This is a genomic window from Embleya sp. NPDC059213 (assembly GCF_042754445.1).
GTDB lineage: Bacteria > Actinomycetota > Actinomycetes > Streptomycetales > Streptomycetaceae > Embleya.
Genome location: NZ_JBHZAV010000060.1, coordinates 16,670 through 33,005, shown reverse-complemented (window position 1 = coordinate 33,005; position 16,336 = coordinate 16,670). Strand labels below are relative to the sequence as shown.

Below are 16,336 nucleotides of genomic sequence, written 5' to 3'. Positions count from 1 at the left end.
CTGGCGTTTTGCGTGGCAGCGTCGAGGAGGGGAGCGTCGAGCATGGCCGAGATCGACAGCATCGACCACACCATCCTGCGCATGTTGCGCGAGGACGGGCGGCGGACCTTCTCCGAGATGGCCGGCCAGATCGGCCTGTCCGTCGCGGCGGTCAAGCGCCGGGTGGACCGGATGCGCGAGGAGGGCGTGATCACCGGCTTCACCGTCCAGATCGACCACGCCAAACTCGGCTGGGGCGTCGAGGCGTTCACCGAACTGCGCTATCCGGGCAGCATGCCGGTCGGCGAGATCGTCCGCACCGCCACGGACACCCCCGAGGTACAGGCCGTCTACACGATCGCGGGCGACCCCGACGCCCTCATCCACGTCCGAGTCCGCGACATCACCCACCTCCAACAGGTGATCGACCACCTCCGCCGCAGCGGCAACGTAACCGGCACCAAGACCCTGATGGTCCTGGGCTCCTGGACCAAGGAAAGCTGACCCACCTCCCGCCCCCGTCCGCGCGCCACCTGCCCGTCTGTGCCCGGGTGGCCGCCCGCTCGCCCGCTCGCCCGCCTGTCCGCCTGTCCGCCCGTGTCCGTAGTCCCTGCTCGTCTGCGCTGCCGGCCCGTGCGCGTGCGCGTGCGTGCGCGTGCGCGTTGCCGCCCGTCGCGTTCGGATTACCGGCCGGTCGCGCGTCGAACCGGAACGCGGGGTGGGGCGGGATGAGGGCGGGCGGACGCAGGGGAGGCGGTGCACGCGGCCGGGTGCGGACGCGAGCGGGCAGCCGCACGAACGGGCGGGAGGCAGCGCGGGTGAGCGACGGCGCGAACGCGGACGGACGGCACGCGGGCGGGCCGGCGGCGTGAGCAGGCGCCCGCACACCCGTGCGCGTTTCGATATCCGGTTGTGGTGGTGGTTAGGGTTCGGGCATGGGTGAGCGTGTTTTTCGGGTTACCGTTCGAGGGGCCTTCGATGGCCTCAGTGATGTGCAGCGGGCCGGGTTGTTGGCGGTGGCGGCGGAGCATGATGTGTTGCGGGCTGCGTTCACGGCGGAGGGGCAGGTGACCTACGACGTTGCGGCGCGGCCGTTTTTCACCTTTCGGTTCCTGGATTCCGGGGACGCCGAGGAGGACATCGTCGCGGCGACCGATCGGGCGTTGGCCGGTGCCGAGGCGTGGCTGAACGAGCGCGGTTACGGCTACAAGAATCTCAAGGCCCAGGCCGAGGATCTTTCCCTGGCGGCGCTGTCCAAGCGCCAACGGCGGGCCCGCGCGGCCGGTTAGGGCGTCCCGGCGGCGCCGGTCGTGGCGCGTGCCGCGAAGGCGAACGAGTCCCGGAGGGACCAGTTGCCGTCGTCGTCGCAGACCACCAGGTCGAGCCGGTCGACGCGCGTGGTCAGCGGCAGACGGCCCGTCACCTCCTGTGCCAGGGCCCGCAGTTCGTCCGGACCCTGACCCAGCGCGACGGTCAGGTGCGGGCCGACGTCGTCGGCGTCGTCCAGGTACGCGCCGCCGTAGGGGAGGTGGTCGGGCCATCGGGTGGTCACCGCGTCGATCAGGCGCAGTACCGGCTCGGCCGGATCGGGCGCCAGCCACAACCCCCGGTGGAATTGGCCGACCCGGTCGAAGACCAGGTCCAGCACGGGCCGCGCGGCGGCGATCTCGGCGAGCGCGGCCAGCTCCGTCGGGCCGATCTCCGCGGGCGTGAGCCACGGATAGAGCACCGTGACGTGCGCCGGGATCCCCTCCGCGGCGCGCGGGTCGTAGCGCTTGCGCCAGGGCTCGACGACCTGTTCGACGTCGGGGACCAGCAACACCAGGGCACTCGCCGCGTTCCGTTCGGGCATTCCCGCAGTGTACGGTCCGCGTCCGGTCCTACCGGGCCATCGTCGGATCGCGGCCGGGGTGTTTCGCCCATCGGGGTCGGCGTCGCGTGTGGGTGGGTTCGACGCGCCGGTTCCGGGGGCACTCGTCCCGCCATGGCTGTGTTGAGAGTCTTCGCGCGTCCCATGATCGCCTCGATCCACCTGTTCCAGGGCTACGACTGCGTGGTGCATCCGGACCGGGTGGTGCCGGCCGCCGAACCGGTGGTGCGCCGGATCGCCGGGTGGCTGCCGGTGGTGCCCGCCGACCCGCGTACGGCGGTACGGGTGAACGGCGGCGTGCAGTTGGTTGCCGGCACGCTGCTCGCGCTCGGCCGGGTGCCGCGCCTGGCCGCGCTCGCGCTCGCGGTCACCCTGCTGCCGACCACGATCGCCGGCCATCGATTCTGGGCCGCCGAGAGCGGTCGGGAACGCGCCGGGCAGCGCATCCACTTCCTCAAGAACGTGTCGATGTTCGGCGGCCTGCTGATCGCCGCCGCGGACACCGGCGGCAAACCCTCGCTCGCCTGGCGCACCCGCCAACGGGCACACGCGCTGCGCCACGACGCGAACCTCGCCCGTCGCAGCGCCAAGGTGAGCGCGACCTCGACCGACGCGGCCCACCGGCTCGCCGACCTGGTGCCCGGCCGCTGACACCCGCGTGCGGGTACAGCGGGTGCGGCAGGTGAGGCAAGTGGGGCAAGTGAGGCAGCGTGCGCGCCACGTGTGGCCGGGAACCGATTCACGTAGGTGACCATCGAAGCGGCGTGACATCGACGGACGACAACGACGCCCCCGCGACGCAACACACCATCGAGCCGGCCGGGCCGGGCCCGGTCCGCACAGGGCACCCGGACCGCCCTCGGACCACGATCCGAGTCGCGCTCGCCCTCGCGACGTCGGCCGCGGTCGCCGCGGCGGTGCTGCTCGCGTGGCCGCCGTGGGCCGGGGGCGACTCGGACCGGGTCGGCGCCGGGCCGACACTTGCCCCGGCGAGCCGGTCCTATCCGGTGTTGCCCGGTCCCGAAGACGGCCGCTACGACGCCGAGTTGTCCGGCCGGCTGATTCGACAGCGGCAGGCATTTCGCCAGAAGGTGGCCGAGGTTCTGCAACAACACCTGCCGCCGGGAGCGGCGATGGCGATCAGCGAGAGCTCGTTCGGGGACTACCGGCTCACCGTCGACGGCACGGAGTATCGGGTCGTGTTGTACATCGATCCGGGCCGGATGGGCGAGCGATCGCCCAAGGGCGCGGTGGCGATGGCTTCCGGATCCCGCCCGCAACTCGGCGTGGATCGATACGAGCCCCGGTGCAGGCCGGCACCTGCTCGGGCCGCCGGTCGGGGTTGCGTCGACGGGGCGCTGCCCAACGGCGAGTTCGCCACCGTCTACTTTCCCGAGCGCACCGATGTCCCGGTCGGTCCTGCCGACTGGGGAGTGTCCTCCTCCTTCCGGTACCGGGGCGGCCGGGTCGACCTCGGGATCGTCCCGCATCCGCGGTCCCGGATGGTCCCGGCGATCACCGGCGAGCAATGGCTGCGGTTGGTCACCGACCCGTCCTTCGTCGAACTCGTGGACTACTGGCGGGCGTATCCCGACCTGAAGGGCAACGGCTGGTAGGGGCCGGGCCGGCGAAGCCCGTGCCCCCACCGGTGTGTCGAGGTAGGTCAGCGCAGGGCGCGCGCGTCGCCCGCGATGAGAAGCGCACGAGCTGTCGGGATGGTGCGCCCGGCCTGGTTGTCGGCCCACCGGGCCAGCGCGTCGTACTGCTCGTGGGCGAGCATCGTGGTGAGCGTCGCGATCGCGTTGCGGTCGGCGGCGGAGGTCAGGATCAGGTGGGCCAGGCCGGTTCCGGACGCGGTGACGGTGAAGGTGGACTCCACCGCCGTACTGCCGCCCGGGCCCTTGGCCTCGGCCCGCAGGGTGTGTGCGCCGAGCGGCAGGCTGCCTGAGTCGATCGGCGTCCCGGGTGCCAACTCCCGCCCGTCCAGAGTGAGTCGGACCACGTCCGCGCCGGTGGTGGCGAGCGCGGGGACCGGGTTGCTCGCGCGCTCCACCCGGGCGCCGGTCGCCGGTGCGAGCACCTTGACCGTCGGGGCGACGGGCGACACCGGCGGTCCGATCTGTCGCCACGCGGCGATCCAACCGGCCAGCTCGGCGGGGCGGTTGGTGATGACCGCGTCCACGCCTCCGGTGTCCAGGGTCTTCCAGCCGGCGGCGTCGTCCACCGTCCAGGCCATCACGGCGACGCCGGCGCGGTGCAGGTCGGCGACCAGTCCGGGGCGGGTGGCCAGCGCGGCGGCCGAGGGGTTGTACGCCTTGAGATCGAGCTGCCGGGCCAGGGCGACCGGGTCCGCGTCCAGGGCGCTGCGGAGCAGACCGAGCGGCAGGTCCGGCGCCACCTCACGGGTGAACACGAGGGCGTCGACCTCGAAGCTCTGCACGAAGACCCGCCCGCTCATCCCGGTGTCGCGGATGTCCTTGACGATCCGGGCCACTTCGTCCCTGCTGTGCCTGCCCTTGATCTCCAGGAGCAGGTTGCCGCCCCGCGCGCGCAGGTCGTCGAGTTGGGCGCGCAGGGTCGGCACCCGGGCCCCGGAGTGCAGCGGGGAGAACCACGAACCGGCATCCAGGCCCGCGAGTTGAGCGGCCGTCAGGTCGCGGATCCGGCCCTTTCCGTCGGTGGTCCGGTCGACCGTGTCGTCGTGCAGGATGTGCGGGATGCCGTCCTTGCTGGGCTGGACGTCGTTCTCGATCCAGTCGGTGCCGGCCCGGCGGGCGGTCTCGTCCGAGATCAGCGTGTTCTCCGGCGCGGCCGAGGAGGCGCCCCGGTGGGCGATCACGGTCGGCGGGGCGCCGGGCGCGCGCAGGTAGGCGTTCGCCTCCGGGGCGATCCGGGTGATCCGGACCTCGTCGAAGGAGACCCGGGCACCGTTGACCAGCAGGGCCTGCGCGCCGTCGGCGGAGCGCTGGACCCGGGTGCTGCGCAGCGCCTCGCGGCCGTCCACCACCAGGCGGGCCCGGCTGCCGTGCACCTCGACCGCGACCCGGACGTCCCGGCCGGTTCCGGCGGCGGTCGGCGCCGAGCCGGTGTCGGTCACGTTCCAGGTGTTGGCGGTGGTGCGCTGGGCGAACTCCAGGCCGTTGGCCGCCGTGCTGCCGGTCCGCATGGTGGCGATCGACCACGGGGGCGCTCCGCCGGCGGGCACGTCCAGGCCGAAGGCGGTCCAGCGGGCGGTGTCGACGGCGCTCTCGAAGCGGACCACCGCCTCGAAGCGGAAGTCCTCCAGGTGCCGGCCGAAGGTGATCCGGCTCTGTTGGCCGGAGTTCACCGAACTGCCGACCAGGCGGCCGTTCTCCACCTTCCAGTCGCCTTCCACCGCCCGCCACCCGTCGGGCAGCGCGGAGCCGGCGAAGTCCTCCGAGACCACCACCTCGTCGGCGGCCGGTGCGCCGGCGGGCTCCGCGCTCGCGGGCAGGACGTCGATCAGGCCGGCACCGGCGCCGAGGCCGAGGGCCGCGACCAGGGCACCGGCCCGGAGTCGGGAGCGATGCCGCCGAGGCAGCCGGAACGGGGACGAAGACGTTTGCGAGGACATGATCGAAACGGTAGGAAGCGCGAACGAACCCCCGAATACGCGACGGCGAAGCTCTGCTCAACGATCGGGTACGCACGAGCGCATTCGGATGTATCGCCCCATGTGTCGGCAGTTCGGGTGTATCGGTCCATGTCGTCCTTGCGGTCGGGCGTGCCTGTTCGGGCTCCGCAATCCCGCGCCAAGCGCGGTACAAGCCCGACCCGGTACTTCTTGAGCCATCCGACGACGAACACCGGCCGGGCCGCCCGTGACGGCGACTTTGAGCCAACCCGAAGTAGTGAGGGGAAGATGCTAGGCACAGTCAACGCTTTCCTCCACGATCTCCCCGGGAGCACATCGTCTGCGCCGCCGACCACGAATCGGCACCAGGACACCTCAGGAGAGTCGATGAGTCCAACCGCCTTCCCCGAATCGGATCCGGCCGCATCCCTGGCCGCTCTGCTCGCTGCCCGGATCGATCACTCGCCCACGCCGACCGCCGTGATCGCCGGCGAACAACGGCTCTCCTATCGCGAGTTGGGAAATCGGGCCGACGTGATCGGGGCGCGCCTGGCGATGGCCGGGGTAACCAAGGGGGATCTGGTCGGCGTCTGCCTGCCGCGCACCCCGCACCTGCTCGCGACGCTGATCGCGGTGTTGCGTGCGGGGGCCGCGTACGTCCCGTTGGACCCCGAGTATCCGCGCGAGCGCCTGGAGTGGGTGATCGGTGACGCGCAGGCTCCCGTCGTGGTCACCGATCGCGCGCACGAGCACCTGCTCGCCGGCGCGACGGCCGACCTCGTGTATGTCGACGCCGAGCCGCCCACCGGGGTGCGGCCGGCCCGGGCGCACACCGGCCCGGACGATCTCGCCTACGTGCTCTACACGTCCGGCTCCACCGGCCGCCCCAAGGGTGTGCGGGTGACCCACCGCGGGGTCACCGCGATGTTGCGCTGGGCGGCCGACACCTACCGGCCGGACCAGGCCGAAGCGGTGCTGTTCGCCACCTCCGTGTGCTTCGACATCTCGGTCTACGAGATGTTCTTCCCGCTCGTCGTCGGCGGCACGGTGGTCCTGGTGGAGAACGTGCTCGCACTCGCCGACGCGCCGGCCCGGGACGAGGTCACCCTGATCAACACCGTGCCCAGCGCGATGGCCGCGCTGTTACGCGGACCCGGACTGCCGCGCGGCGTGCGCACGATCAACCTGGTCGGCGAGGCGCTCTCGCGTCGGGTCGCGGACCAGGTGTACGCGTGCCCGCAGATCGAGGAGTTGTACAACCTGTACGGGCCGACCGAGGACACCGTGTACTCCACCTGGGCGCTGGTGGACCGCACCGACCGGGCCGAGCCGCTGATCGGCATACCGCTGCCGGGCACCACGGCGCACGTCCACGACGAACACGGCGCCCCGGCCGGGCCCGGCGAACTCGGCGAGCTCTACCTCGCGGGCGACGGCCTGGCCCAGGGCTATCACGGCCGCCCCGACCTGACCGCCGAGCGGTTCGTCACGGTGGCGGGGGAGCGCCGATACCGTACCGGCGACCTGGTCCGCCGCAGGCCGGACGGCGTGCTGGAGTATCACGGGCGGGTGGACCACCAGGTCAAGCTGCGCGGCTTCCGCATCGAACTGGGCGAAATCGAGGCGGTGTTGACCGGCCACCCGGGCGTGCAGGCCGCCGCCGTGGTGCTGCGCGAGGACGCGGCGGGACCCTATCTGGCGGCATTCGTGCAGGGTGCCGACCCGATTCCGGAGCCCACCCCGGCCGAATTGCGCGCGCACTGCCGGACCCGGGTCCCGACCTACATGGTGCCCGACGCGGTCGCCCTCCTGGCGGAGCTGCCGCTCACCCTCAACGGCAAGATCGACCGCAAGGCGTTGCCCGCCGCGACCCGATCCCGGTTCCGGGACACCGAGTTCGTCGCACCGCGTACGCAGACCGAGACCCGGATCACCGAGATCTTCCGCGCCGTGCTCGACGCGACCCGGATCGGCATCCACGACCCGTTCCTGGACTCGGGCGGCAACTCGCTGCTGGCGGTCGGCCTGTTGGCCCGGATCGAGCGGACCTGCGGGGTCCGGATCCCGTTGGACACGTTCTTCGCCGCTCCCACTCCGGCCGCCGTGGCCGAGCGGGTGGACCGGGCCGAGGGGCACTCGGCCTCGACGGTCGACCCGCCGTACCGCGACGCGCACGGGCCCGCGCTGGTGAGCACCGTGCAACGCGAGTTCGCGATGCACGAGTTGGTCGCGTCGGGCAGCGCGCTCTACAACGTGCCGCTGCGGATTCGGGCCACCGGCGCACTGGATGTGGCCGCGTTGGGCCGGGCCTTGGGCGAAGTGGTGCGCAGACACGAGGTGTTGCGCACCGCGTTGTCGTACCGGGCCGGTGAGCCGGTGGCCGAGATTCGCCCGCCCTACCCGGTCGAGGTGCCGGTGCTCGACCTGCCCGACGCGGACGGCGACGCGGATCGGCACGAGGCACGCCTGAACGCCCTGCTGCGTGCCGACGCGCTCCGCCCGATGGACCGGACCGAGGGCAAACTGCTGCGTGCGCTGGTCGTGCGGGTCCGCCCGGACCGGTACGAACTGCTGCTCACCGTGCACCACATCGCCGTGGACGGCTGGTCGATCGGTCTGCTGTTGCGCGACTTGGCCCGCGCCTACCAGGGACTGCCGCTTTCCGAACCGACGCTGCAATACCGCGACGTGGCCGAATGGGAGCGGCGGTACGCGGACGCCGAGGACGAGGAGGCGCGGCGCTGGGCCGGCCGACTGCGGGGCCTGGGCGTCGAACAGCACATCCCCGGCGACCGCGACCGTCCCGACCCGTTCGACCCGAGCGGAGCCCGGCTGGCCCGCAGGCTGGATCCGGAACTCCTGCGCGCCGCCGAGGAATGGGCGGCGGGCGAGGGCGCCAGCCTGTACATGACCCTGCTCGCCGCGCTCGGCACGCTCGTGCACCGCTCCACCGGTCGCACCGATCAGGCCGTGCTGACCCCGTTCGCCGTCCGCCCGCATCCCGAACTGGAGGACGTGGTAGGCCCGTTGCTCAACACCGTGCCGTTGCGCTTTCGGATCGAGGGCAGCGATACGTTCCGCGAGTTGGTGCACCGGCTGCGTCCGGTGGTGCTGGACGCGCTCGATCACTGCGCGCTGCCCTATCTGGAGCAGCTCCGCTTCGCCGGTGTGGGCGGGGCGGAGACCTCGACCCCGGTGTCGCAGATTCTGCTCGCGGTCCAGAACCACCCGGGTGCGTCGGTCGAACTGCCGGACCTGAAACTGGAATTCCTGCACGAGGTGTGCAACGGCGGGGCCAAGACCGATGTCTCGATGTTCCTCGAATTCCCGTCCGACGGGCCGTTGTTGTCCGTGGAGTACCGCACCGGACGCTACGACCCGGCCTCGATCGAGACGCTGATCGACCACCTGATGGCCGTGCTGGCCGAGGCACTGGCCGCGCCGGACCGAGCGATCGTGGAGACGATCATGCTCGACCCGGCCGAGTCCGCCCGGCTGATCGAGGCGGACAATCCGGCCGCCACCGCACGTCCCGACCTGTGCCTGCCCGATCTCGTCGCGGCGCAGATCGCCCGGACCCCGCACCGAACCGCCGTCTCGGCCGACACCGGAACCCTCACCTACGCCGAACTCGACGCCACCGCAAACCGATTGGCCAACGCCCTACGGGCGCACGGCGCCGAACGCGGCACCCTGGTGGCGATCGCCATGCCCCGCTCCCACCTGCTGCCCGCGGCCCTGTTGGGGGTGCTGCGTACCGGCGCCGCCTACCTGCCGATCGACACCGAACAACCGGTGGCCCGCAATCGGGCGTTGCTCGACGACGCCAAGGTCACCCTGATCGTCGCGGAGCGAGCCCACGCGGCCGGCACCCCGCTCCTGACCGATCCCGGCTACGACGTGGTCCTCGTGGACGGCCCCGAGGTCACCGGCGCCGCCGCGACGGCGCTGCCCGAACAGGCCGAGGGCGAGGACCCGGCCTACCTGATCCACACCTCCGGCTCCACCGGCCGGCCGAAGGCGGTGGTGGTACCGCACCGGGCCATCGTCAACTTCCTGCTCTCGATGGCCGATCGTCCCGGGCTCGGCGCCGCCGACACGATGGCCGCCGTCACCACGCTCACCTTCGACATCGCCGCGCTGGAACTGTGGTTGCCGCTCGTGGTCGGCGCCCGGGTCGAGATCGCCGGCCGGGATACCGCCACCGACGGGCGCAGGCTCGCGGAGTGGCTCGACCGCCGCGAGGTGACGGTCTGTCAGGCCACCCCGGCCACCTGGCGCATGTTGCTCGACGCGGGCTGGACCGGCCGACCCGACCTGGTGGCGCTGTGCGGCGGGGAGGCGCTCACCGGGGACCTGGCCCGGGCCCTGCTGGACCGCTGTGGCCGGGTCTGGAACATGTACGGCCCCACCGAGACCACCGTGTGGTCGACCGTCCTGCGGGTGGACCGCACGCACGCGGTGCGGCGGGTGGTGCCGCTCGGCACGCCGATCGCCAACACCCGCGTTTACGTGCTCGACGCGGCCGGGCGGCCCGCGCCGATCAATGCCCCCGGCGAGTTGTGCATCGCCGGCGCCGGGGTCGCACTGGGCTATCTGGGCCGCGCCGAACAGACCGCCGAGCGCTTCGTCGGCGACCCGTGGGGGCCTCCCGGCGCGCTGATGTACCGGACCGGCGACCTCGCCTGCCGCCGACGCGACGGCACGCTGGAGTACCACGGCCGGGCCGACCATCAGGTCAAGCTGCGCGGCTTCCGGATCGAACTCGGCGAAGTGGAGGCCGGATTGACCGCGCTCTCGGGCGTCACCGGCGCGGTCGCGACGTTGTGGCAGGGGCCGGCCGGGCCGACCCTGGTCGGCTACGTCGTCACGGACGGCGCGTTCGACGCCGTGGACCTGAGCGCGGCCCTCGGTGAACGGCTGCCCCGGCATCTGGTGCCCGGTGTGCTCGTCCCGCTCGACGCGCTGCCGCTGACCCCGGCCGGCAAGATCGACCGGGCCGCCCTGCCGGAACCTCGGCCCGGCGGCAGCGGTGCCCCGCCCCAGGGCGACTGCGAGGAGATCCTGGCCGAGATCTGGCACGAGTTGCTCGGTCCGGACCGGATCGGCCGGGACGACGGGTTCCTCGCGCTGGGCGGCAACTCACTGCTCGCGCTGCGCCTGATGGCGCTGGTGAGCGAACGCTTCGAGATCGACTTCCCGCTGCGTGTGGTTTTCGAGGCGCCGACGCTGGCCGCGATGGCCCGGCGCATCGAGGACATCCTGCTCGGCGAACTCGGCGAACTCGGCGAACTCGGCGAGCCGGACGCGTCGGGCGAGTTCGGCGACCCCGGCGCCTTCGCCGAGCCGGGGCCGTGGAGCAACCACGCCGGTCACGGCCTGGCGAACCCTTCCATCGACCGGGACAAGGAATGACCGACTCCGAGGAGATCCTGACCACCCGCTCCGAGCCCGACCCCGAGCAGGTCCGCCGCGAACTGCTCCGCCGTCGACTGGCCCGGGCCCGGGTGGCGACGCCCCGCGCCGAACCGACCCGCAGGCCCGCCGACGTGCCCACACCGCTGTCCGCGGCGCAGCGCCGGATGTGGTTCCTCGCCCAGTACGAACCCGAGGGCGCCGCCTACAACATGCCGCTGGTGTTGCGCCTGTCCGGCCGACCGGACATGGCCGCGCTGGTGGCCGCGTTGACCGACGTGGTGGCCCGGCACGAGGTGTTGCGCACGGTGTATCCGAGCGTGGACGGCCATGTGTTGCCGACGGTGCACGACGTCGACCAGTTCCGGGTGTCGGTGCTCGACCTGCCGGAGCCGGAGGTGGCCGGGCTGCTCGCCGCCGAGGCCCGCCGCCCGTTCGACCTGGTCGGCGAACTGCCGATCAGAGCGTCGCTGTTGTGTTCCGGCGAGCGGTACGTGCTGAGCGTGGTGTTGCACCACATCGCGGCCGACGCGTGGTCGATCGGCGTGTTGTTCCGGGACCTGGCCGCCGCGTACACCGCGCGGTGTGCCGGTCATCCACCCGAACTCCCGCCGCTGCCGGTGCAGTACGCGGATGTCGCGTACCGGCAGCAGACCACGCTCGCGGCCGAACTCGATCGGCAGTCGGCCTGGTGGCTGGCCCGTCTGCAGGGCGCACAGACCACGGTGACGGTGCCGGTGGATCACCCGCGTCCGGCCGTCGCGGACACCCGGGGCGAGCGGATCGAGGTGGCCTTCGGGGCGGAGCGGTCGCGGCGCATTCGTGCGTTGGCCGAACGTACCGGGGGCACCACGTACATGGTGCTGTTGACGGCCTTGCAGGTGGTGTTGGGTCGATATAACGGGACTTCGGATGTGACGGTGGGGAGTCCGGTCGCCGGGCGTACGCACAGCAGCACCGACTCCCTAATAGGCTGTTTCGTCAACACTCTTGTTATGCGGACGGATGTGTCCGGTGGGGTCAGTGTGCGGGAGTTGCTGGGGCGGGTGCGGGAGCATACGTTGGCGGCTTTTGCTCGGCAGGAGTTGCCGTTCGATCGGTTGATCGATGTGCTCGGGGTGGAGCGTGAGCTTGCCTATACGCCGCTGTTTCAGGTGTTGTTGAACGTGCATAATCAGGCGCCTGCGCGGCCGCTGCTGCCTGGGGTGGAGGTCGAGTGGTGTGATACGCACACCGGGGCCGCCAAGTTCGACCTGTCGGTCGCGGTGCTCGACACCGGTCCCGGCGACGAGCTGGTCGCCGACCTGATCTGGCGCAGTGTGCTCTACGAAGAGGCGACCATCCGGCGGGTGTTCGGGCACCTGACCACCGTGCTGGACGCGATGACCGCCGACCCGGATCGACCGGTGGACGAACTGCCGTTGTTGACGGCCGTCGAGGAGCGTCGGCTCGCGGGCTGGAACGACACCGCCCGGGACTGGGACACCGAGGGCACGCTGCACGCGCTGGTCGAGGAGCAGGCCCGGCGCACCCCGGACGCACCGGCCGTACGCGGCGCGGACGGGACGCTGAGCTACGTCGAACTCGACGCGCGGGCCGAGCTGTTGGCGGGTCGCCTGCGCGGCCTCGGGGTGGGCCCGGATCGGGTCGTCGGGCTGTTCGCGGAGCGTTCGGGCGCGCTGATCGTCGGCATGCTCGGCATTCTCAAGGCCGGTGGCGCCTATCTGCCGCTGGACCCGCTGTATCCGGACGAGCGGGTGCGGGCGTTGCTGGACGCGGCCGACGCGGTCGCGGTGGTCACCACCGAGGACCTGCGGGCGCGGGCGACCGGTTCGGTGCCGGTCGTGGTGCCCGAGGCGGCCCCGGCGGGGCCGGAGCGCGCCGTCCCCGGAGCGGCGGGTGGCCGGGCCGACCCGGTCGTTGCGGCCGGGCCCGACAACCTCTGCTACGTGCTGTTCACCTCCGGGTCCACCGGCACCCCCAAGGCGGTCGCCGTCGAGCACCGCAACTACCGCAACTACCTGGCCGGTCTGCGCGAGCGGGTGGGTCCGGGGCGTACGGCCGACGGGCGGCCGTGGAACTGGGCGCTGGTGTCCACGTTCGCCGCGGACCTGGGCACCACCAACGTGTTCGGCGCGCTCACCGGCGGTGGATGTCTGCATCTGTTGACCCGGGACCAGGCCACCGATCCGGACGCGTTCGCCCGGTATCTGGGCGAGCATCGCATCGATGCGATGAAACTGGTGCCCAGTCACCTGGAGGGCCTGGCCGCGCTCGGCGATCGGCTCGCCGACGTGCTCCCGCGCGAGCTGCTGATCTGCGCGGGCGAACCGCTGCGCGCGGATCTGGTGGACCGGATCCGGGCGGCTCGGCCGGAGTTGACCCTGCACAACCACTACGGGCCGACCGAGACCACGGTGTCGATGCTCGGTGCCCCGGTGGCCGCGGTGCCGGCCGGGGCGGCGAGCGCGCCGCTGGGGCTGCCGTTCGGCAACGTCGGCGCGTACGTGCTGGACGGGCACCGGCGGTTGTCGCCGGTGGGCGTGCCGGGCGAGTTGTACGTGACCGGGGCCGGGTTGGCCCGCGGCTATCTGGGTCGGCGGGAGGCGACCGAGGAGCGCTTCGTCGAGTGGGCCGGGCGCCGCGCGTATCGCACCGGGGACCTGGTCCGGCGCCGTGCGGACGGCCTGATCGAGTTCCTCGGCCGGGCCGATCACCAGGTCAAGATTCGCGGCTTCCGGGTGGAGATCGGCGAGGTGGAGGCCGAACTGGCCGCGCAGCCCGGTGTTCGCGAGGCGATCGTGGTGGCCCGCGGCGAGGGCGCCGCGCGCAAGTTGGTCGGCTATGTGGTCGCGGAGGCGAAGGTCGCCGCGGACGGCGCGGCGATCCGGGCCGCCACCCGGGCCCGGCTGCCCGACTACATGGTGCCCTCGGCCGTGCTGGTGCTGCCCGCGCTGCCGCTGACCGGCGCGGGCAAGGTGGACCGGGAGGCGCTGCCGGAACCCGAACTCGCCCCGGCCGAGACCGGCCACGTCGAGCCGGACACGGCCACCGAGGCGGCGGTGGCCGAGGCGTTCGCCGAGGTGTTGGGCCGGACCGGGGTCGGTGCGGTGGACGACTTCTTCGCGTTGGGCGGTGACAGCTTCACCGCCGTACGCGCGGTTCGCACGATCGGCCGCGGCCTGTCCATCATCGACCTGTTCCAACAGCCCACCGTGCGCGAACTCGCCGCTCTGCTCGACGCACGCGCCGACGAACCGGACACGGGCGAGCGCCCGCGCCCGCTGCTGCACCGGCTCACCAAGGACGCCGGGCCGACCACGCTGACCCTGGTCTGCGTGCCCTACGGCGGCGGCAGCCCGATCACCTTCCAACCGCTGGCCGACGCGCTGCCCGCCGAACACCGGCTGTACGCCGTGGAGTTGCCCGGCCACGATCCCAGTCGCCCGGAGGACGAACCCGAGGCGCTGGACTCGCTCGCGGACCGGCTGACCGCGCAGATCACCGAGCGGATCAGCGGGCCGATCCTGCTCTACGGGCACTGCCTGGGCGGCGCGCTCGCGACCGCGCTGGCCGGGCGACTGGAGGCGGCGGGCGCCGAGCTGCGCGGCGTCGCGCTGGGCGGCACCTTCCCGGCGGCGCGACTGCCGGGAAGGTTCGCCGAGTGGCTGGCCCGGCGGCTGCCCGGGGACCGGTTGCTCTCCGATCGGGCCTACCTCGACTACCTGCGCGCGATGGGCGGTTTCACCGACGTCTACGACGAGGCCGAACAGCGTTTCCTGATCCGGGCGTTGCGGCACGATGTGCGGCAGGCCGAGGACTTCTACACGCGCGCCTACGGGGCCGAGCGGCCGGTGCCGGTGGCCGCGCCGATCCTGTGCGTGGTGGGCGACAAGGACCGGGCGACCCTGCTGTACGAGGAACGCTACGCCGAGTGGGAGCACTTCGGTCCACGGGTCGAGCTGGCGGTGATCCCGCGCGCCGGCCACTACTTCCTCAAACATCAGGCCGTCGAACTGGCCCGGGTGCTGGGTCGCTGGTCGGCGGGGCCGACGCCGGCGGCCGAGCGGCCGAGTCCGCGGCCGGCCTCGGCCCGGCCGGATCTGGCCACCTTCGCGAAGGTGGCGGGCGGCCAGTTCGTGTCGATGATCGGCACCGCGCTGTCCACGTTCGCGCTCGGCGTGTGGGTCTACCTACAGACGGGTTCGGCCTTCGACTTCGCGATGATCTCGGTCGCGGCGGTGTTGCCCGCGGTGTTGTTGTTGCCGATCGCGGGCGCGGTGGCGGACCGGGTGGACCGGCGGCGGATCATGATCGTCACCGATACCGTGGCCGCCGCCGCGATGTTGTCGCTCGGTGTGTTGTTGTGGACCGACCACCTGCACCTGTGGCATGTGTACGTGGTGGCGTGCGTCGGCTCGGTCTGCAACGCGTTCCAACGACCCGCCTACATCGCGGCGATCGCCCAACTGGTGCCCAAGCGCTATCTGGGTCAGGCCAACGGGCTGGCCCAACTGGGCACCGGGTCCGGCGACATGCTCGCCGCGCTGGCCGGTGGCGTGCTGGTGGCTGCGGTCGGGCTGCACGGCGTGGTGTTGTTCGACATGGCCACCTTCCTGATCGGGGTGACCGTGCTGCTGCGGGTGCGCTTCCCGGACGCCCTGTTCGAGAAGCGCGAGGAGCCGCTGCTGCGCGAAGTGGTCACCGGCTGGCGGTACATCGTGCGCCGGCGCGGACTGGTCGCGATGGTGGTGTTCTTCGTGGTGTTCAACTACCTGTTCGCGGTGGCCACCGTGCTGGTCACCCCGATGGTGCTGGCCGACGGTTCGGCGGTGACGCTGGGCGTGGTGACCGCGTTCGGCGGGGTGGGCGCGGTATTGGGCGCGCTGGTGATGGCGTTGTGGGGCGGGACGTCGCGGCGGGCCACCGGCATGATCGGCTTCACCTCGGTGGTCGGCCTGGCCGCGGTGTTCGCGGGCAGTCGGCCGGAACCGGTGTTCGTCGCGGTCGGGTTGTTCGTGTTGTGGGCGGCGCTGATGATCCTGAACTCGCACTGGATGGCCCTGATCCAGACCAAGGTCGGGATGGAGTTGCAGGGTCGGGTGTTGGCCACCAATCAGATGTTGGCGATGTCGATGATGCCGCTGGGCTTCGTGACCGCCGGCCCGCTGGCGGACAAGGTGTTCGAGCCGCTGCTGCGGTCGGACGGTGCGCTCGCCGATTCGGTGGGCGTGGTGCTGGGCACCGGGCCGGGCCGGGGCACCGGCTTGTTGCTGGTCCTGGTCGGTCTGGCGCTGGGCGTCTGGGGTCTGATCGGGTTGTCGTACCGGCCGCTGAGTCGGATGGAGGACCTGTTGCCGGACGCGATCCCGGACGTGGAGATCGGCGACAAGGACACCATCCAGGCCGAAGCCGACCGGCAGTTGGCCCGCAAGGGGGAGGCGGCCTCGCCGGTGTCCTGACCGGTTGGGCGGGTG

General features: G+C 72.2%; 8 protein-coding genes. 6 read left to right on the top strand and 2 right to left on the bottom strand.

Annotated elements, in window-relative coordinates:
• Positions 1-42 precede the first annotated feature (42 nt).
• Together ACFXMF_RS22645 and ACFXMF_RS22640 are read left to right on the top strand one after the other, a co-directional pair.
• Positions 43-483 carry an Lrp/AsnC family transcriptional regulator gene (locus tag ACFXMF_RS22645; protein ID WP_360322847.1) on the top strand — a complete coding sequence of 147 codons (441 nt, stop codon included), beginning with the start codon at positions 43-45 and terminating at the stop codon, positions 481-483.
• Between the two features lie 431 nt (positions 484-914).
• Positions 915-1,268, top strand: coding sequence for a DUF6204 family protein (locus ACFXMF_RS22640; protein ID WP_360322849.1), 354 nt, complete (start codon positions 915-917; stop codon positions 1,266-1,268).
• Here ACFXMF_RS22640 and ACFXMF_RS22635 read toward each other — a convergent pair.
• Positions 1,265-1,831, bottom strand: coding sequence for a 2'-5' RNA ligase family protein (locus ACFXMF_RS22635; RefSeq protein WP_379988003.1), 567 nt, complete (start codon positions 1,829-1,831; stop codon positions 1,265-1,267). The genes ACFXMF_RS22640 and ACFXMF_RS22635 overlap by 4 nt on opposite strands.
• A 132-nt stretch (positions 1,832-1,963) precedes the next feature.
• Here ACFXMF_RS22635 and ACFXMF_RS22630 point away from each other — a divergent pair, with 132 nt between their 5' ends.
• Complete coding sequence (locus ACFXMF_RS22630; protein ID WP_360322853.1) at positions 1,964-2,500, top strand: DoxX family protein; 537 nt, start codon at positions 1,964-1,966, stop codon at positions 2,498-2,500.
• 113 nt (positions 2,501-2,613) lie between these two features.
• The gene (locus ACFXMF_RS22625) at positions 2,614-3,465 is read left to right on the top strand and encodes a hypothetical protein (RefSeq protein WP_379988002.1); all 852 of its coding nucleotides are present in this window, start codon (positions 2,614-2,616) and stop codon (positions 3,463-3,465) included.
• 47 nt (positions 3,466-3,512) lie between these two features.
• Here the strand turns inward: ACFXMF_RS22625 and ACFXMF_RS22620 are convergent, their stop codons facing one another.
• Positions 3,513-5,444, bottom strand: a complete 1,932-nt coding sequence (locus tag ACFXMF_RS22620) for a glycerophosphodiester phosphodiesterase (RefSeq protein ID WP_379988001.1) — start codon at positions 5,442-5,444, stop codon at positions 3,513-3,515.
• Positions 5,445-5,831: 387 nt separating this feature from the next.
• On the opposite strand from ACFXMF_RS22620, the gene ACFXMF_RS22615 reads away from it, so the two are divergent.
• Together ACFXMF_RS22615 and ACFXMF_RS22610 are read left to right on the top strand one after the other, a co-directional pair.
• Positions 5,832-10,859: an amino acid adenylation domain-containing protein gene (locus ACFXMF_RS22615; RefSeq protein WP_379988000.1), complete on the top strand. Its 5,028-nt coding sequence runs from the start codon at positions 5,832-5,834 to the stop codon at positions 10,857-10,859.
• Entirely contained in the window at positions 10,856-16,321 is a 5,466-nt protein-coding gene (locus ACFXMF_RS22610) for an amino acid adenylation domain-containing protein (protein ID WP_379987999.1), read from the top strand. The genes ACFXMF_RS22615 and ACFXMF_RS22610 overlap by 4 nt, the downstream gene beginning before the upstream one ends.
• The last annotated feature ends 15 nt before the right edge of the window (positions 16,322-16,336 follow it).